17 protein-coding genes and 1 tRNA gene are annotated in these 17,219 nt (G+C 68.8%); 13 read left to right on the top strand and 5 right to left on the bottom strand.

Features of this window, described 5'->3' with window-relative positions; genetic code table 11:
- Nucleotide 1: 1 nt before the first annotated feature.
- The gene (locus B378_RS0108225; protein ID WP_026046226.1) at nucleotides 2-472 is read right to left on the bottom strand and encodes a redoxin domain-containing protein; all 471 of its coding nucleotides are present in this window, start codon (nucleotides 470-472) and stop codon (nucleotides 2-4) included.
- A 151-nt stretch (nucleotides 473-623) separates the two neighbouring features.
- On the opposite strand from B378_RS0108225, the gene B378_RS0108220 reads away from it, so the two are divergent.
- From B378_RS0108220 to B378_RS0108210, 3 genes are all read left to right on the top strand, one after another.
- The gene (locus B378_RS0108220; RefSeq protein ID WP_026046225.1) at nucleotides 624-1,541 is read left to right on the top strand and encodes a hypothetical protein; all 918 of its coding nucleotides are present in this window, start codon (nucleotides 624-626) and stop codon (nucleotides 1,539-1,541) included.
- A gap of 73 nt (nucleotides 1,542-1,614) precedes the next feature.
- Nucleotides 1,615-1,890 (top strand): twin-arginine translocase TatA/TatE family subunit, encoded by a 276-nt coding sequence (locus tag B378_RS0108215; RefSeq protein ID WP_004595696.1) that lies wholly within the window; start codon nucleotides 1,615-1,617, stop codon nucleotides 1,888-1,890.
- Nucleotides 1,891-1,943: 53 nt separating this feature from the next.
- Nucleotides 1,944-2,016: transfer RNA gene (locus B378_RS0108210), tRNA-Arg, on the top strand.
- Nucleotides 2,017-2,180: 164 nt separating this feature from the next.
- Here B378_RS0108210 and B378_RS0108205 read toward each other — a convergent pair.
- Nucleotides 2,181-2,879, bottom strand: a complete 699-nt coding sequence (locus B378_RS0108205) for a DUF1405 domain-containing protein (protein ID WP_017343325.1) — start codon at nucleotides 2,877-2,879, stop codon at nucleotides 2,181-2,183.
- A 107-nt stretch (nucleotides 2,880-2,986) separates the two neighbouring features.
- Between B378_RS0108205 and B378_RS0108200 the strand changes: the two genes are divergently transcribed.
- From B378_RS0108200 to B378_RS0108170, 7 genes are read left to right on the top strand one after another with little or no spacing between them, the layout of a single operon-like run.
- Nucleotides 2,987-6,826, top strand: coding sequence for an ATPase, T2SS/T4P/T4SS family (locus tag B378_RS0108200; RefSeq protein ID WP_017343324.1), 3,840 nt, complete (start codon nucleotides 2,987-2,989; stop codon nucleotides 6,824-6,826).
- 27 nt (nucleotides 6,827-6,853) lie between these two features.
- Entirely contained in the window at nucleotides 6,854-8,884 is a 2,031-nt protein-coding gene (locus tag B378_RS0108195) for a type II secretion system F family protein (protein ID WP_017343323.1), read from the top strand.
- On the top strand, nucleotides 8,874-9,419 hold the full coding sequence (locus tag B378_RS0108190; protein WP_017343322.1) for a hypothetical protein: 546 nt from the start codon (nucleotides 8,874-8,876) through the stop codon (nucleotides 9,417-9,419). The genes B378_RS0108195 and B378_RS0108190 overlap by 11 nt, the downstream gene beginning before the upstream one ends.
- Before the next feature lies 1 nt (nucleotide 9,420).
- Nucleotides 9,421-10,032 (top strand): hypothetical protein, encoded by a 612-nt coding sequence (locus B378_RS0108185; protein WP_017343321.1) that lies wholly within the window; start codon nucleotides 9,421-9,423, stop codon nucleotides 10,030-10,032.
- Entirely contained in the window at nucleotides 10,029-11,009 is a 981-nt protein-coding gene (locus tag B378_RS0108180; RefSeq protein ID WP_017343320.1) for a hypothetical protein, read from the top strand. Before B378_RS0108185 ends, B378_RS0108180 begins: the two co-directional genes overlap by 4 nt.
- Nucleotides 11,002-11,493 (top strand): hypothetical protein, encoded by a 492-nt coding sequence (locus B378_RS0108175; protein ID WP_017343319.1) that lies wholly within the window; start codon nucleotides 11,002-11,004, stop codon nucleotides 11,491-11,493. The genes B378_RS0108180 and B378_RS0108175 overlap by 8 nt, the downstream gene beginning before the upstream one ends.
- Entirely contained in the window at nucleotides 11,490-12,290 is an 801-nt protein-coding gene (locus tag B378_RS0108170) for a hypothetical protein (protein WP_017343318.1), read from the top strand. The genes B378_RS0108175 and B378_RS0108170 overlap by 4 nt, the downstream gene beginning before the upstream one ends.
- A gap of 35 nt (nucleotides 12,291-12,325) precedes the next feature.
- Here the strand turns inward: B378_RS0108170 and B378_RS0108165 are convergent, their stop codons facing one another.
- Complete coding sequence (locus tag B378_RS0108165; protein WP_017343317.1) at nucleotides 12,326-14,161, bottom strand: hypothetical protein; 1,836 nt, start codon at nucleotides 14,159-14,161, stop codon at nucleotides 12,326-12,328.
- 172 nt (nucleotides 14,162-14,333) lie between these two features.
- On the opposite strand from B378_RS0108165, the gene B378_RS0108160 reads away from it, so the two are divergent.
- The 3 genes from B378_RS0108160 to B378_RS0108150 all read left to right on the top strand — a co-directional run bounded on the left by B378_RS0108160 (nucleotide 14,334) and on the right by B378_RS0108150 (nucleotide 16,224).
- On the top strand, nucleotides 14,334-15,161 hold the full coding sequence (locus tag B378_RS0108160; RefSeq protein WP_017343316.1) for an alanyl-tRNA editing protein: 828 nt from the start codon (nucleotides 14,334-14,336) through the stop codon (nucleotides 15,159-15,161).
- 82 nt (nucleotides 15,162-15,243) lie between these two features.
- Nucleotides 15,244-15,564 carry a transcription factor S gene (locus B378_RS0108155; protein ID WP_017343315.1) on the top strand — a complete coding sequence of 107 codons (321 nt, stop codon included), beginning with the start codon at nucleotides 15,244-15,246 and terminating at the stop codon, nucleotides 15,562-15,564.
- 117 nt (nucleotides 15,565-15,681) lie between these two features.
- Nucleotides 15,682-16,224, top strand: coding sequence for a hypothetical protein (locus B378_RS0108150; protein WP_017343314.1), 543 nt, complete (start codon nucleotides 15,682-15,684; stop codon nucleotides 16,222-16,224).
- Between the two features lie 4 nt (nucleotides 16,225-16,228).
- Here B378_RS0108150 and B378_RS0108145 read toward each other — a convergent pair whose 3' ends face one another.
- A complete protein-coding gene (locus B378_RS0108145; protein ID WP_017343313.1) occupies nucleotides 16,229-16,783 on the bottom strand; it encodes a hypothetical protein in 555 nt (184 codons plus the stop codon).
- Nucleotides 16,784-16,830: 47 nt separating this feature from the next.
- Entirely contained in the window at nucleotides 16,831-17,211 is a 381-nt protein-coding gene (locus B378_RS0108140) for a methylglyoxal synthase (RefSeq protein ID WP_017343312.1), read from the bottom strand.
- Nucleotides 17,212-17,219: the final 8 nt, after the last annotated feature.

The following is a 17,219-nucleotide window of genomic DNA, read 5'->3' as shown; positions in this document are numbered from 1 at the left end:
TTCAGGCGGTCGCGTCCGCCACCGCCTCGTCGAGCGCTTCGTAGTCCGGCTCCTGTCCGGCGTTGTCCGCGAGCCAGCGGTACGTCACGGTCCCGTCCGCGTCGATCACGAAGACGGCGCGCTGCGCGACCGTCTCGACGCCGTAGCCCTCGAACGCCTCGATCACGTCGTACGCCTCGATCGCGCGGTGGTCCGGGTCGGCGACCAAGGCGAACGGGAGGTCATACTGCGCGCGGTACGCGCCGAGCGCGTGCGGGAGGTCGGTGCTCACGCCGAACAGGGTGCAGTCGTCGCGGTCGAACCCGTCGCGGAGCGCCTCCATCTCGTCGGTACAGGTGTTCGAGAAGGCGGCGGGGAAGAAGGCGAGGACGACCGGCTCGTCGCCGAGGTGGTCCGAGAGGCGGAAGGGTTCGATGTCGCCGTCCACGAGCGATCCGGTGAAGTCGGGGGCGTCATCGCCGACGTCTGTCATATCAGACATCTCGTCGGCCGCGGGTATCACGGTTTCGACGGCGGAACTCCGCAGGACGCTCATTCCTCGAACCGTATCGCGGGGGGAGGGGAGCCGGCCCAGTCGGCGGTCCGGGGAGAGAACCAAGTGCCCCGAAGACGAAGGGCCAATGATGTCCCGCCCTCCACGCCGCCTCTCCCGTCGACGGACAGTACTGCTCACGGCGACCGCGTCACTAACTGCGCTGTCGGGCTGTTCCACGAACGACCAAGCGGACGGCGCTCGCGCGGAGACGGTGCTTCAACTCGACGAAGCCTCGCCGGTCGGCGTCTCCAACGAGTTCAGCACGCCGGTCGACGCCGTCGGCCACGCGGGACGGGCGGCCGTCCGGACCGCGATCGACGGCGGGGAAGGGACCGTCGACGGGTACTACGGCCCCGGCGTCTCGGCGCCGTACGTCGTCACCGACGACGCCGAGTACTACTGCGTCGAGACCGAAACGGTCGATTCCGTCGCGGCACCGGGCTACGCGTACACGGTCGAGGTCGATTCCGTCGACTCGTTCCTTCTCGGTCCCCCGTCGAGCGTCCCGTTCGCCGACCTCCCAGCGCACGACCGGAACGCCGTTCGGGACGCCCTCGGCGACGCGTCGCTGATCCACGCGCCGCACTACCCGCCGTTCGGAGTCACGTTCGCGTACGCGTCCGCCGAGCGGCGGGAGCGCTCGCGGTTCGTCCCCGAAAACGACGGCCAACGGGTCGAGTGGGACGGCGAACTGCTCCGGTTCGCGTTCGAGGGGGAACGGTCGGTCAATGTCGCGACGGTCGCCGTCCGCGCCGACCGCGTCGCCTCGTCGCAGCGCGAGTTCCGTCGGGCCGTCGGCGAGGAGCGCGGCCGGTCGATCGACGATCCGACCGCGGACCAGCGAGCGGTCCTCGACGAGGCCGTCGATTCTGAGTACGCCGAGTCCCCGCCACACTCGGAGGCGTTCGCGACGGTCCTCGACGCGCTCTCGGCTGACGGGGAGGTCGTCCCGCTCGTCCGCTACGACGGCAGCTGGTACTTCACGCATTTTTCCCGGGCGGACTGACTCGGGCGGCCCGCGCGTCGAATCGGACGAGGCAAAAAGACTATAATCGACACAGGGCTACTGCGAGACAGAGATGGTAAGTGCGACACCACTAATCGGCGGCATTCCGGCGGGGCCGGAGCTCCTCATCATCCTGCTCGTGTTGGTCCTGCTGTTCGGGGCGAACAAGATCCCGAAGCTCGCTCGGTCGACCGGGCAGGCGATGGGAGAGTTCAAGAAGGGCCGCGAACAGGTCGAAGAGGAGCTGAAAGACATGCAAGACGGCGAAAAGGCGGACTCGACGCTCGACGACGAGGACGACGACCTCGACGAGCTCGAGACCGAGACCGACAAGGAAACCAGCACGTAAGCCGGCCCCCTCCGCCGACCGATCCCCGCAGTTCCGTTTTCTCCATCCGTTCTGGGCGCGTGGCCTAGCGGACAGGGCGAGAGGTTCCTAACCTCTCGATCGCGGGTTCAAATCCCGTCGCGCCCGTTCCTTCGCTTCGCTCAGTCACGGGCGCGACTGGCTCCACGCTCGCTCGCTCCGCTCGCTCGCGTGGATCCCGCCGCGCCCTTTTAACACATTTAAGTGACGTTTGATGGAGCTATTCGGTTATTTAAATGACACTAGCCGGGCTCGGCGTTTCCGAGCGCGGCTCAGTCCGTCTCCTCCCCCAGCCATCGGAACGAGTGCGCCGCGAGCGCGACTGCTCCGACCGCGATGGCGAGCGTCGCGGCCGCCAGTCCGGGGCCCGGCTCGTACAGTAGCGGCGGGTGGAAACCGAACCCGTAGTCGATGACGACGTTTACGACGCCGAGCGCGAGCGCCGTCGCGAGCGCCCCGCGGGTCGTGCGTCCGAAGGCGGGGAACAGCAACGCGAGCCCCACGAACAGCAGGTGCGTGCCGATCACGCCCCAGTAGTAGATCCAGGCGTCGGGCGCGGCGACGTACTCGCCGAACGCGAGGTTAAGCGAGACCAGCGGCCAGACGCCGAACTGGACCAGCCAGACGAACGCGAGCGTGTGGAGGTACGCCAACGGCCGCGACGTGGGAGCGTCCGCGGTGACGTTGCCGCCGCGTCGCACGGTCGCGACGAGGGTCGCGAGGACTGCGCCGCCGAGCGCGACGGCGACCGCCGAGTCCGCGTACAGCGGCCAGAGCGCGACCGGCACCTCGCCCGCGCTCGGCGCGTAGTACCCGATCCCCACCGCGAGCATGAACGCGGTGAACGCGAAGACGGCGGCGAGGCTCCGCGGCGTCCCGAGCAGTTCCTCGGCGATCGCCGCCCGGACCCGCCGCCTGACCGCCGGTCGGCGGAGTCGTCGAAGCCGTCGGAGTCGCTCGGCGCGTGACACGGTCACCGATCGATGCGCGGGGACCTAAAATCCGCCCGTCCGCGACGATTATCAATCGCGGTGTTTTGCGAGACACCTTTTTCAACGGACGCGCCGTTCCCTCGACCATGGCCAACGAGGACGCCGAGCGGTCCGCCCCCCGATCCGACCCCGAGGGCGATCGCTCGGCGTCCGGCGCGTCCGAGTCCGAGCCGAAGGACGCGGACACGACCGAACCGGACGCGGACACGACCGAACCGGACGCGGTAGACACGGACATGGCGGAAGAGGAATCGGCGGACTCGACGGGCGCTGAGCCGGAAGAACGACACGAGACGGCCGATTCGGACGGCGGGGCGTCCGTCGCCCGGGGGTCCGACGAGCGGGACGAAACGAACGACGGCGCGCCGGTCGTCACCGACCGGTACACCTGGCGATCGCTGCTGGCGGAACGAGGACGCGAGGACGCCGCCGAGCGCGTGTACGCCGACGTACCGGACGCGCCGGTCGTCCCGGCGGACGCCGTCGCGCTTCATCTTCCCAACGGCGTCGACCGGGTCGTCCGCGCCCCGGGCGTCGACGAGCCCTTCGAGGCGGACGGCGAGACCGACGTCCCCGGCCACGGAACCCCCGAGCGGGGGACGCTCGTGGTCGGCACCGACGCCGTCGTCCTCGACGGGGGCGCCGTCGTGCCGACCGGTGAGCTGGTGGCGGCGCCGGTGACGTCTGAGCTGGCCGGCAAGGACGAACGCGAGGAAGACATCGCTGACGAGGAGGGCCCGGAAAAAGACGTCGACGCCGAGGCTACCGAAGACGCTGCGCCGGACGAGGCGGGATCCGGGGCCGACGAGACGGACTCGGACGAAGTGGGAGATACGGACGAGACGGACTCGGACGAGGCCGAACGCGTTGATACCGGCCCCGAGACGGTCTTCGACACCCCGGTCGGCCGCGGCGGCGTCTCCGGGGTCGTCGTCGCGCCCGGCGGCGACATCGAGTCGGTCCCGTCGCGCGCGCCGACTCCGGACGAGTGGGACCGGGTCGAGTTCGCCCCGGCGACGCTCCTCGGGTTCGACCCGAGCGAGACCGACTACCGGTTCCGCGCGGCCGCCGCGGTCGGAGACGTCCTCTGGGACCTGTGCGCGGCCCGGTACGACCCCTACTCCGTCCCGGTGTTGAAGGGGTACTACACGTGGGACGACTACCGCGAGGAGTTCTTCCTCGACGAGGAGGGGAACCCGCCGACCGAGGCGAACGAGGAGGGAGAGGCGGTGCCGCTGGAGTTCACCCACGAGGACAAGACCGAGGCGCTCGGCTTCGACCCGGACCGGACCGAGGAGCTGCTCGGCGCGGGCGGGACCGCCGCGGCCGACCTCGCCGACCTCGTCGACGAGCGGACCGTGGACGTCAACCCCGAGGTCGACGAGGACGCGTTCTTCTCGACCGACGAGGGCCACACCACGCTGACGAACCGGTACGACTTGGAGAAGGCGGTACCGATGCCGAAGAAGACGCACTTCCAAGAAGAGGAGCGCTACTGGGTGAACAAGCCGTACGCGTTCGTCATCGTCTTTCGGTCGCGGAAGGAGAACGAGGCGAAGTACTACGCCGTCCAGCCGTACCGGACGGAGATCGAGGCGGACCTCACGGAGTTCCTCACCGGGAAGCTCCGCACGTCGATCAAGTACGCCGACGAGTCGATCGCGGGCGGCGACGAGGCGTTCCGCGAGGAGGTGATCGTCGAGGAGACGCGCACGCTGCTCGACCGCTACGGGCTCTACGAGGACGAGGGCGACGAGCGCGGGATCGCGGACACGCTGGTCGACCGCTTCGGTATCGACCCGACGGAGGGGATCGCCGGCCGGATCGCTGAGTCGCTGGGATACGAGCCCCCGACCGAGGAGCCGGCCGACCCGCCGTCGATTAGCGCCCGCCCGGAGCCCGCGGTGCTCGCGGAGGACTCCCGGACCCTGTCGGCCCACCAGGTCGAGAAGCTGCTGTACTACCTCAAGCGGGACTTCGTCGGCTACGAGCGGATCGACCCGATCAAGTACGACATCAACGTGGAGGACATCTCCTGTGACGGGTACAACTCTCCGGTCTTCGTCTACCACTCAGAGTACGAGCAGATCATCACCAACGTCTACCACGGCACCGACGAGCTCGACGACTTCGTCGTGAAGCTCGCCCAGCGCTCCGGGAAGGGGATCTCGAAGCGCCGGCCGCAGGTGGACGCCACCCTCCCGGACGGCTCGCGGGCCCAGCTCACGCTCGGCCGCGAGGTGTCCGACCACGGGACCAACTACACGATTCGCCAGTTCAACGACGTCCCCTTCACCCCCATCGACCTGATCAACTGGAAGACGTTCTCGCTCGACGAGATGGCGTTCCTCTGGCTCTCGATCGAGAACCACAAGAGCCTGATCTTCGCGGGCGGCACCGCCTCCGGGAAGACGACGAGCCTGAACGCCGTCTCGCTTTTCATCCCCTCGAACGCGAAGATCGTCTCCATCGAGGACACGCGCGAGGTCGAACTCCCCCAGCGCAACTGGATCGCCTCCGTCACGCGCCCCTCCTTCTCCGACGACGACAAGGGCGATATCGACGAGTTCGACTTACTGGAGGCCGCGCTCCGCCAGCGCCCCGACTACATCGTGATGGGCGAGATCCGCGGCGAGGAGGGCCGCACCGCCTTCCAGGTGATGTCCACCGGCCACACCACCTACACGACGTTCCACGCCGACTCCGTCGGCGAGGTACTCAAGCGGTTCACCACCGACCCGATCAACGTCTCGAAGACGATGTTCACGGCGCTCGATCTGGTCTCGATCCAGACGTCGACGCGGGTTCAGGGGAAAAAGGTGCGCCGGAACAAGTCGATCACGGAGATCAACCACTACGACGCCGAGAACGACGAGATCAACGTTCAGGACGTGTTCCAGTGGCAGGCGGAGACGGACGAGTTCCTCCAGATGGGCGACTCGAACACCCTCGAGGACATCATGTTCGACCGCGGCTGGAGCCGGGCGACCCTCGACGAGGAGCTGCGCAAGCGGCGGGTCGTGTTAGCCTACCTCATCGACCGCGGGCTCAACAGCTACGCGCAGGTGGCGGCGACGTTCCAGGCGTTCATCAACGACCCCGAGACGGTCCTCGCGCTGATGGCCAACGAGGAGCTGGAGCGCTCGCTGGAGGACCTCCGCGAGATGGAGTCGGTGCTGATCAACGTCGACCGCGAGAAGGAGGCGCTGGTCCCGCGGCCAAAGCCGGACGCGGACGGCGAGGCGGAGGCCGCGGAGATACTCGACGCCGCCGAGGACCTGTTCGAGACGTACCGCGGCGAGGTGCCCGACTCGGTCGCCAACGCCCTCTTAGAGATGGACTACGCGGGCGACGTCGAGGCCGCCCCGAGCGACCGCGAGGCGCTCGCCGAGACGGCTCGGGAGGCCAAAGCGGCCTACGACGAGCCGGCCGGTCCGGAACCGGCGACGAGTGGGACGGACTCGGACGAACCCGACAAACCGCGCCGGGACGCGGAGGGATCGGACTCCTCGGGAACCCCATCTCCGGACCCCGCGCACGGCGACTTCGAGGGTGTCTCGGAGGCGGCCGGCGACGGCTCCGACGACCCGAACCGGATCGATTTCGGGGAGCCGTTCGACGAGGGGGTCGACGTGCTCTCGTCGCCCGCGGGCCCGCCCGAGAGGGATGCGGACGCCGAACCGGAGCGAGAGCCCGAAGCGGATGCGAGTCCCGACGTGAGCGAGGGGTTCAGCACCGCGGACCACGTCGCGGGCGACCCCGCCGGCGAAGTCGACGACGGAGAGACGGACGGGGACGGCGGAGAGTCTGAGGGGGAAGTGGACGAGCGCGACGACACCGTGGACGAAGAAGCGAGCGACGACGGCTCGGCCGACGACATCGACGACTGGGGGTTCGACGCCGTCGAACCCGCGGAGGACGGGTGATCCCATGCCCGTAGCGAGGGCAGCGCCGTGAGCCTCGACGTGGACGCGGGCGACGGCGGCGTCGACGCGAACGTCCTCGCGGAGTTATGTTACCCCGTCTTCGAGCTGCTGTTCGACCCCGAGGGCGACTTCGTCGGGGACGTCGAGCGCAAGCTGGCGGAGGCCCGGATGCCCGATCAGGTCGAGATGTACGTCTCGCTGGCGCTGGCGGTCGGACTGCTGGTCGGCGGGTCGCTCTGGGCGCTCGGCACGCTGGTCGGCTACGGGGTGTTCTCGCTCGGGCTGATCGCCCCCGAGGCGCTCTCGCTCGGACTCCCCGCGCCGACGCCCGCGATTAAGGAACTGCTCCGGTCACTCGTCGTGCCGACGGCGGTGCTTCTCAGCGGGCTGATCTTCGGCTCGATCGGGTTCGCGATCGGGTTCGGCGGCCTCGTCGCGGTCCCGTACTCGCGGGCCTCCGCGCGGAAGCGGGAGATCAACCTCCTGCTCGCGGACTCGGTGTCGTTCATGTACGCCCTCTCCGTCGGCGGGCTCAACCAACTGGAGATCCTGCGCGCAATGGCGACCGCCGAGGACACCTACGGCGAGGTGTCCCGCGAGTTCCAGAGCATCGTCAACGAGACGGAGTACTTCGGGACCGACTACCGGAACGCGATCCGCCAGCAGTCGCTGGAGACCCCCTCCGACGAGCTCTCGCAGTTCCTCGCGGACATGCTCTCGATCGTCAACTCCGGCGGCGACATGGAGAGCTTCCTGAAGGACAAAAAGGAGAAACACCTCCGCACGTCGAAACAGGAGCGCGAGATGACGCTGGAGACCTTAGAGCTGTTCGGCGAGATGTACATGACGCTCTCGCTGTTCCCCCTCCTCCTCATCATCATCCTCGTCATCATGGGAATGATGGGCGAGGCCGACGACCGGCTGCTGTACGCGACCGTCTACGTCCTCATCCCTCTGGTCGGCGTCGGCTTCCTCGTGTTAGTCTCGACGGTGAAACAGGACGAGCCCGGCGACGGCTACCTCCAGCCGGACGGCGGCAGCGAACGGCTCCGACAGACGAGCCAAGAGGGGCTCTTCCACTTCGGACTCGTGGAGGCGTTCGTCGGGACGTTCGGCGTCTTCGACCGCATCCGCGACCGCGAGGGGACCCACAAGACGATGGAGATCCTCGCCGCCCCGCACCTCTTCCTCCGCGAGAACCCGCTGTACACCCTCGCGTTGACCGTGCCCGCGGCGCTCGCGCTCGTCGTCGTCGCGGCCGCGGCCGGCTCGGCGCCGACGACGTTCGACGGGTGGGTCGCCCGCCCGGTGTGGTCGGCGTTCGTCTGGCTCTACGTGCCGCTGTACGTCGTGTTGATCCCGCTCGGGTTCTTCTACGAGTGGCACCAGCGCTCGCGCCGGGCGGTGACCGGAAAGCTCTCCGAGACGCTCAGGAAGCTCTCCTCCGCGAACGACACCGGACAGACGCTGTTGGAGTCCGTCCAGACCGTCTCGGAGACGTCGACCGGGAAGCTCGCCGAGGAGTTCGAGGTGATCCACGCGAAGGTGAACTACGGGATGAGCCTGCGTGACGCCCTCGTGGAGTTCAACAACTCGTACGCGGTGCCCCGGCTCGCGCGGACCGTGAAGCTGATCACCGAGGCGCAGGAGGCCTCCTCGCAGATCACGGACGTGCTGACGACGGCCGCGCAGGCCTCCGAGAACCAGGACGACATCGAACGCGAACGGAAGTCACGGACCCGGATGCAGGTGGCGATCATTGTGATGACGTACGTCACGCTGCTCGGCGTGATGGCCATCCTCCAGACGCAGTTCATCGACGTGATGGGCGACCTGGTCTCGCAGAGCGACGGGGGCGGCGGGGCCGGGTTCGGCGGCGGCGGGGGCGGCGTCGACCCCGACGTGCTCTCGATGCTGTTCTTCCACGCGGTGACGATCCAGGCGATCCTCTCGGGATTCATCAGCGGCTACATCCGCGACGCGGAGCTGATCTCCGGCGTGAAGTTCGCCGTGATCCTGATGACGCTGGCGCTGGGGGTGTGGATCTATGTCGGGTGACCGCGCGCAGACGGTCCTCGACTTCGTCGTCGGGATGTCGGTGTTCCTCGTCGCGGTCGGATTCACCTTCGCGTTCGTCCCCTCTCTCTTGGAGCCGTACGCCGTCGGCGAGGGAGCGACCGTCATCGTCGCCGAGCGCGGGGCGGCGCGGCTCGCGGAGTCGTCGCTCGCGGAGCCCTCGCTCGCTGGGGCGGGCTCGACCGCGACGCTGTCGCACGCGTGTACCATCGCGTTCTTCGACGGGACGGACCCCGAGACGGCGAGCGAGGAGTCGGACTGCGCGTGGACGGCGAACGCCGACGACCTCCACGCGGAACTCGGCGTCGACGACCTGCGCGGGCTCAACCTCACGGTCACGCAGCACGGAGCGATAGAGAGGCTGGACCCCGACGACGGGACCGCCGTCCCGATGCGCGCCGGCCCCGCGCCGCCCGGCGGAACGAGCGTCTCGTCGGCGAGCCGTATCGTCACCATTGACGACCCCGAAGACCGGGGGCCGCCAGAGACCTACCGGCTCACGCTGCGGGTGTGGTGAGATGTTCGTCGAACACCTCCCGGACGACCGGGGACAAGCGCACACCTTAGAGGCGTTCACGGCGGCGCTGCTCTTAGTCACCGGGCTCATCTTCGCGACGCAGGCGACGGCCGTCACGCCGCTGTCGGCGAGCACGTCGAACCAGCACGTCGAGAACCAGGCCGAGATCGCCGCGGGGGACCTGTTGGCGACGACCGAAGCGAGCGGAAACCTCTCTGCGGCGCTTCTACACTACGACAACGGGAGTTTCGTCGGCGCGACCGACGCGGGCGGCTACGCGGGGGTCCCGCCGGCGTCGCACCCGCTCCACGAGCCGCTGACGGAGGCGTTCGGCGATCGGCAGATCGCGTTCGACATCGACGTCTACTACCCGGACGACAGCAGCGACGGGACTGGCGACGTCGCGATGGTCGACATGGGGTCGCCGAGCGACAACGCGGCGACCGCGAGCACGCGCGTGACGCTGTACGGCGACGACCGGTTCGGCGACGACGACCAGCACGTCCTCGCCGAGGACGGTCCCGGCAGGGGGTACTTCGCCGACCCGGTCGACGGGGACGGGGAGGTCCTGTACACGGTCGTGGAGGTGCGAATCACCGCATGGCAGATGTGAGTTTCCCCAGTCCCCTCGGCAGCGGGGACGCCGACCGCGACGAGGACCGAGCGCAGATCATCCTGATCACGGGGCTGACGCTCGCGGTCCTCTTCGTCGCGGTCGTGCTCCTCCTCAACACCGTCATCTACACGGAGAACCTCGCGACACGCGGCGCCGACGCGGGCGGGGCGGAAGCGATCGAGTTCCGCGACGGCGTCACCGAGGACCTCGCTGGGATCTTACACCGCGAACACCGGAACGCGAGCGACGGCGACGTCTTCGCCGAATTCAATGCGAGCGCGGAGACCTACGCCCGGACGGTCGCCGACCTCCGGGCGCGAGACGGGGTGATCGCGGACGTTCACGTTAATCGCTCGACCCTTAACGAGGGCCACTTCATCGCGCAAAACGAGACCGAAAGCGGATTCCGGAACATGACGAGCCCCAGCGGATCGGCCGACTGGACGCTCGTGGGCGGCGTCAGCCGCACGCGAAACTACCAAGTGACGGTCGACTCCACGACCCTCTCCGACAACGCGGACGACGCGTTCACGATCGTGGCCGACGGCACGGGCGAGGATTGGTCGGTGACGCTGTCGAACAGGTCGGCCGACGCGATCGACGTGCGGGTGCGGAACGCGACGATCGTCAATTCGACCACCATCTCTCACGAGGGCGGCAAGAACGTCACGATCGACCTGACCGCCGGCACGGCTAACGGCCAGCAGTTCCCGGGACCAGTGTGGGCCGGGGGCGTCCAGAGCGACGACGAACCGTACGGCCCGTACAACATCAGCTACGAGAACGGCGACAACGCGACCGGAACGTACCGCTTCGTGGTCGACGACCACAACGAGACCCCTCACCTCGACAGCTCCTCGCGCCCCTACGTCGTCGAGGGGATCTACAGCGTCGACGTCGAGGTTTATCACCGGACACCGGAGCTGACCTACGGCGACGTGATCCGGCTCGCGCCGGGTGAGCGCGATGCGTGACCGCTCGGGCGGGTCGGACCGCGCCGTGTCGGTCACCGTCGGCTACGTGATGACGCTCGCGATCTCGACGCTGCTGCTCTCAGGGCTGTTCGTCGCGGGTGGCTCGTTCGTCGAGACACAGCGCGAGCGCGCGGCGCAGGGAGAGCTCACCGTCGTCGGCGAGCGGATCGCGGCCGACATCGGCACCGTCGACAGGCTCGTCGCGACCGCGGAGTCTCGGGAGAAACTCACGGTCGACCGACCGCTAACCCTCCCGAACAGGGTGTCCGGGACCGGCTATCGGATACGGATCGCCGCGAACGGCACCCAAGGGACGATCGCGCTCGAAAGCGAGCAGACCGACGCGACCGTGGAAGTCCCCTTCCGCACGAGCGAGGACGTCGCGGTCCGAAACACGACCGTTGACGGTGGGAGCCTCCGGATCTCGTGGGAGTCGGACGCCGGGCCCGAGGGCGACGGCGAACTGGTGGTGAGCGAGCGATGAGGGGCGCTGACCCCGACGGCGGTTCCCTATCGGGGGAGACCGACGGTGGATTCCTGTCCGCCGACCGCGGCGTCAGCGAGACCGTCGGCTTCGTGCTGGTGTTCGCGCTGATCACCTCCACCATCGCCGTGACGTTCACAGTCGGGCTCGGCGGGCTGGAGGATGCCCAGTTGGCCGAGCGGGACAACAACGTCGAGCGCGCGTTCGACGTCCTCCACGACAACTTCAACGACCTCAGCCGGGACGGTGTGCCGAGCCGGTCGACCGAGCTCCGGCTCGGCGGCGGCGAGCTGGCGTTTGACGACGAGTCCGAGTTCCGGCTCAACGGGACGGGATTCGAGTCACAGGTTATCGAGGGGGGATCCCTCACGTACCGGGGCGCCGGCGACACCCGGATCGTCTACGAGAACGGCGCGGTGTTCCGGATGGACGGCGACAACGGCGTAATGATCAGGGAACCCGATCTCCTGATCGGCGACACGATCGTCTACTCGCTGTACGGACTCAACGGTCCCGCGGAGTCGGTGAGCGGCGAGCGGACGGTCCTCGTCGTCGGCGAGCGCACGGACCGGGAAGTCGCGGCCGACGACCAGACGGCCGCTGAAAACGTCACGCTCGACATCAACTCCACGCAGGCGATCGTCTGGGAGCGGTACTACAGCGACCTCGCGGCGGAACACGAACAGGTCAACGTGACGACGAACGGCTCCGCGGACCTCTCCGTGACGTTCGTGGCCGAGGAGTACGACCGGTTGCTCGTTCACCGGACCGCCGCCCGCGTCGAGTTCTCCGATTGAGGATCGACGCGTCCGAAGCGGGGCGATCGCCGCACTCAGTCGGACTCGACGACCACGCCGTGCGTGGAGACGTGGAGGTAGCTCACCACGGGGACCGTCTCGCCATCGAACGGCTGGCGCGTGCGCAGCGCCTCGTCGTAGTGGATCTCGATGTCGCCGTCGTCGAACGAGAACTTTCGGAACGTGAACGATCCCCTGATCGTCATCTGGTCTTCCAGTTCGACCTCGCTTTGGGGCGCGTAGAAGACGCCGGTGAATCGGACCCGGTCGCCGTCCGTCTCCGGGCCCTCAATCTCGACCTCGTCGCCGCTCGAGTACAGCCAGAGGTTGTTCGCCACGTCGCCGTCGGCGGCGATCTCGACCGGTCCGGTCAGATCGATCTCGCCGGTGTTGTAGACGTCGAGGCGCGTGTCCTTGGCCGTCGTCACCGAGGCCGCGTCCCGGACGGTGATCGAGTCGTCGACGTACAGCTCCGCGCGCCCGCCTCCGGAGGCCCGTACCGCAGCGTCGCCGCTGAGGTCGAGCCCCTCGTCGAGCAGCACGGTAACGTTCCCGCTCCCGGTATCGAGGTCGAGCGTCGCCGTCTCGTCGCCCTCCACCGTCACAGAGCCGGCGATGTGGAGCGTCGCGCCGTCGGTGACCCGAAGCGTCGCGCGCTCGGAGACGGTGACGTCGCCGTCGACGTACGTGTTCTCGTCTATCGTTGCCGTCTGATCGTCCGACAGATTGATCCCGGTCGACTGGTTCGGCGCCTCGCCCGCGAGGTCCTGCTCGCGCACCCCGTCGATGCGCTGTCTGATCCCGCCCGCGACCGGCGCCAGCTCGTCGAAGTCGCTCTCCGTGCGGGTCTCGCCGCTGACGTTCAGCTTGTCGGATTGGCCCGGGGGGATGTTGTACGACTCCGCCGTGAGGTTCCCGAGAATCTGGACTCTCTCGGTGTTCCCGCCGCCGCCTTTGGTGAGCGCGAAATCGCCGCGGGTCTGGACGCTCGCGTTGTAGCCCGGGGTCTGCGAGTCGTAGGTTCCGTTCGTCGAGTTGTAGCTGTCGGCGTACAGCCAGTCGACGTCCCCCATCTGGAGCTCCGAGCGCCCGGTCGCCGAGACGCTCGCGCTGAGCGTCGGGTGCGTGGTCGCGGTCCGGAGCCGGATCCGCACGCGGTCGTCGTCGAGTTCGGTCACCGACGCGCTCGTTCGGGACTCGAAGAACCGGCCCCAGGCGTCGGCATACGCGCTCTGGACCGTGATCTCGACCGTGACGTTGCTGTCGGCGAGCGGGTTCCGGTAGTCGTCGTTCGGGAACACCGACTCGGCGTCGGTCGCGCTCTCGCCGATCCGAACGGTGTCGCCCAACGGGCCCGACCCGTTCTCGATCGTGACCAGCGGGAGCGTGAGCGTCTCGGGACCGTCGGTCCCGCGGTAGTGGAACTCCGGGGGCGACACCATCTGCGAGCGGCCGCCGCTCGACCGCCAGACGCCGCCGCCCTGGTAGGCGACGGTCTCGCCGCCGCGCTCGTAGACGATGGCGCCGAGCGCGGTCTGGTCCGTGAACGTACCGTTGTCGCCCCCGCTCACCTCGATCCGCAGCCAGCCGGCGTCCTCGTCGACGCGGAAGTCGGCGCCTCGGCCGACATCCATGCTGACCCGCTGGGAGGGCGACCCGCCGTGCGCGACGAGGCTCGCCTTGGAGTCGACCTGCGTCATCGCCCCCTCGACGCGCTGGATGTCCGCGGTCCGCTGGGAGTCGTCGAGCGCGGTCGCGCCGAGCGCGACGGTGGTGCCGACGACTGCGACCGTCAGCCCCAACAGGAGCACCGTGCCGAGCACCTCGCTCTGCGCGCGCTCGGCGGTCGCTCCTCGCTCTGCTCCGTTCATAGGGACCCGTTAGACGGGCCCGCTGATAAACGTGGACACCCGCGTATCAGTCGCGATAGCCCTAATCGAGGGAGACTTCTCTCCCACCCGAGCGGTCCGACGTCGACTCTCGCGGACCGGGGACACTCTCGCGGACCGGGGATATATTTCGCCGGCGCCCCTCCGGGCACCCGTGACCGAGCGACTCTACCTCGCGGACGACACGGTGACGGCGTTCGAGGCGACCGTCGAACGCGTCCTCTCGAATCCGGACCGGCTCGTCCTCGATCGGACCCACTTCTACCCGACCGGCGGCGGCCAACCGCACGACACGGGAACGATCCGGGTCGCCGACGACGGCGGAACCGCTCGCTGGCGCGTCGTCGACGTCGAGATGGCCGACACGGTTCACCACGAGATCGAACCGGCCGGCGAGGCGGGCGGCCCCGAGGGCGGGGCGGCCGACGACGCGAGCGACGCGGCCGAGTCGCCCCCGCTCCCGGAGCCGGGCACCGAGGTCGCCTGCGAAATCGACGCCGACCGCCGCGCCGCGCACTCGCGGTATCACACCGCACAGCACCTGCTGTCGGCGCTGCTGCTCGACGAGTTCGACGCGCGGACGACGGGCAACCAGCTGTATGCCGACCGCGCGCGCCTCGACGCCGAGTACGACCGGTTCACCGACGCCGACCTCGACCGGATCGAGGCGCGGCTCAACGAGCTCGTCGCCGACGGGCGTGAGGTGGCGAGCTACACGATGGACCGCGAGACCGCGGAGGCGACGCTGGACACCGACCGGACGCGGATCGACCTCCTCCCGGACTCGATCGAGGAGCTCCGGATCGTCGAAATCGCGGGCGCGGACGACGCGGACGAGCCGTACGACCGTACCGCCTGCGCCGGGACCCACGTCGCGGACACCGCCGACATCGGCGAGGTCGTCGTCACCGGCCGGGAGACGAAGGGTCCCGACGAGGAGCGCGTCCGGTTCGCGCTCGCCGAGCACGTCGACGCGGACTGACGGCCGCGTCGGCGCCCCGAGCGCGCGTCCGGCCCTCGCCCGCGATCCCGCCGTTTAAATACGATCCGCGGTAGGTTCGGGCATGAAGTTCTGCGACGAGTGCGGATCCATGATGAAATCCGGCGAGGGCGAAGACCACTGGGTGTGCGACGCCTGCGGCTACGAGATCGGGCGCGACGATGGCGACGACGAGTGGACGACCCAGTCGCAGGTCGAGTCCGAGATCGTCGACGTGAGCGACGCGGAGGACAAGGGGCTCCCGACGACGACGGCCCAGTGTCCCGAGTGCGACAACGACCAGGCGTACTGGTACATGCAGCAGATCCGCGCGGCCGACGAGTCCGAGACTCGGTTCTTCGTCTGTACCGAGTGCGAACACAAGTGGCGCGAAGACGACCACTGACAACGTTTTCGCTCGCTTCCTTCCCTCCTGCCGTCAGTCTGTCCTCTCTCACGTCATCTCTCTGACTCTCCTCCCGCCGCCCGTCCGTTTTATTCCCGTTCGGAGAAAGGCGGGACCATGGAACCGCCCGTCGTTCCCCACGACCGCCTCGACGGCTGGACGCTCGTCGAGGCGGCGACGGAACGACCGTTCGAGGCCGGCCCGGTCTCGGTCACGGCGGGCACGGCGCGCTACGAGCGCGAGACGCCGCCGCCGCGACCGTTCTTCTTCGTGAGCCGACTCCGGATCTCTCCGGACGCCGGACCGAACCCCGCCCTGACCCGACTCGTCGAGTCGCGGGCCCGAGGGGGGTTCCGCGACCGTCTCGCGGACCGGGACATCACCGACCTCGCGCGTCGCGACGAGCGACGCCTCGACGTCGACGACCCGGACGCGTCGCGCGCGACGCTCACCGTGTTTCACGGCCGCTGTGCGGTCGACGACGAACGGGTTCCCGTCGAAGCCCTGCTCGCGGTGTGGGAGGCCGGCGAGTACCTGCTCGCGGGCGGCGCCTATCCGATCGGTAACGGCTTCGAGGCGACGAGACAAGACGTGTTGTCGCTGGTGCGCGGCGTTCGGCCGCCGGACGCCGAGGGCGGTGCCGTCGAGCACTCGGAATAGCCGGTCAGCAGTCGATCGCGCCGGCGCTCGACTCGATCGGCGACCCGTCGTCTTCGTAGTCGGCGTCGCCGACCGAGCCGGCGAACATCGGAAGCTGGAGTTCGTAGGTGTACAGCACGTCGAACGCCGCGAACGGGTCGATCCCGTCGGCGATCGCCTGCCGGGCGGTCAGCCTGACGCCCGCGGCGAGGACCACGATCGGTTCGCCGTCGAGTCGCCCGGCGGTCTCGACGCCGAACTCGTTGCCCGCGCCGGGGTCGGTCAACACGGAGAGGTGGACCACCGTCTCCATCGTCGCCCCACCCTCGCCGTCGCCGATCGAGATCGGGTACCCGCTGCCGGTGAAACACCGCGTGATCGGGGCGACCTCAGTCCGGTCCGCGTCGACGCCGGGCCCGGCAGTCGCTGGACCGACGGCGGGACCTTCAGCCGCCGACTGCGTCGCCGTCTCCCCCGGCGTCGCGGCCTGGCCTGCGACCGCGCCGGCGCCGAGGCTCGCCGCAAGGAGCAGCAGCGCGAGCGCGAGGGCGCGAACGCGTGTCCGTTGCGGGCGCGTCATCGGCCGTCCGTTCGTCGTCCCGGTTTAAATCATCGCGGTCGACGGTATCAGTCGAGAGAATCGCCGCCGAGCAGCCCCTCGACGAGCAGCTCCGCGGACGCGACGTTCGTCGCCAGCGGCACGTCCTTCACGTCGCAGACGCGCAGCAGCGCCGAGATGTCGGGCTCGTGTGCTTGCGCGGTCAGCGGGTCCCGGAGGAAGACGACGCCGTCGATCCGGTCGCTCGCGATCATCGCCCCGATCTGGAGGTCGCCGCCGAACGGCCCCGACGCCTGTCGGTTCACGGAGAGCCCGGTGGCGTCCGCGATCCGTTTCCCCGTCGTCCCGGTGGTCACCAGTTCGCACTCGTCGAGGGCGGCCGTGTGCGACTCGACGAACGCGACCATCTCGTCTTTCAGTTCGTCGTGAGCGATGAGCGCGATGCGCATACGGGGCG

The sequence above is a fragment of the Halorubrum sp. T3 genome, assembly GCF_000296615.1.
Lineage (GTDB): Archaea > Halobacteriota > Halobacteria > Halobacteriales > Haloferacaceae > Halorubrum > Halorubrum ruber.
This window is presented reverse-complemented; position numbering and strand designations above follow the sequence as displayed.

Bases quoted from the DNA above. Each gene is read 5' to 3' on its own strand.
- B378_RS0108225 (WP_026046226.1), bottom strand. From the start codon at position 472: ATGACAGACGTCGGCGATGACGCCCCCGACTTCACCGGATCGCTCGTG.
- B378_RS0108220 (WP_026046225.1), top strand. From the start codon at position 624: ATGTCCCGCCCTCCACGCCGCCTCTCCCGTCGACGGACAGTACTGCTC.
- B378_RS0108215 (WP_004595696.1), top strand. From the start codon at position 1,615: ATGGTAAGTGCGACACCACTAATCGGCGGCATTCCGGCGGGGCCGGAG.
- B378_RS0108200 (WP_017343324.1), top strand. From the start codon at position 2,987: ATGGCCAACGAGGACGCCGAGCGGTCCGCCCCCCGATCCGACCCCGAG.
- B378_RS0108190 (WP_017343322.1), top strand. From the start codon at position 8,874: ATGTCGGGTGACCGCGCGCAGACGGTCCTCGACTTCGTCGTCGGGATG.
- B378_RS0108185 (WP_017343321.1), top strand. From the start codon at position 9,421: ATGTTCGTCGAACACCTCCCGGACGACCGGGGACAAGCGCACACCTTA.
- B378_RS0108175 (WP_017343319.1), top strand. From the start codon at position 11,002: ATGCGTGACCGCTCGGGCGGGTCGGACCGCGCCGTGTCGGTCACCGTC.
- B378_RS0108170 (WP_017343318.1), top strand. From the start codon at position 11,490: ATGAGGGGCGCTGACCCCGACGGCGGTTCCCTATCGGGGGAGACCGAC.
- B378_RS0108165 (WP_017343317.1), bottom strand. From the start codon at position 14,161: ATGAACGGAGCAGAGCGAGGAGCGACCGCCGAGCGCGCGCAGAGCGAG.
- B378_RS0108155 (WP_017343315.1), top strand. From the start codon at position 15,244: ATGAAGTTCTGCGACGAGTGCGGATCCATGATGAAATCCGGCGAGGGC.
- B378_RS0108150 (WP_017343314.1), top strand. From the start codon at position 15,682: ATGGAACCGCCCGTCGTTCCCCACGACCGCCTCGACGGCTGGACGCTC.
- B378_RS0108145 (WP_017343313.1), bottom strand. From the start codon at position 16,783: ATGACGCGCCCGCAACGGACACGCGTTCGCGCCCTCGCGCTCGCGCTG.
- B378_RS0108140 (WP_017343312.1), bottom strand. From the start codon at position 17,211: ATGCGCATCGCGCTCATCGCTCACGACGAACTGAAAGACGAGATGGTC.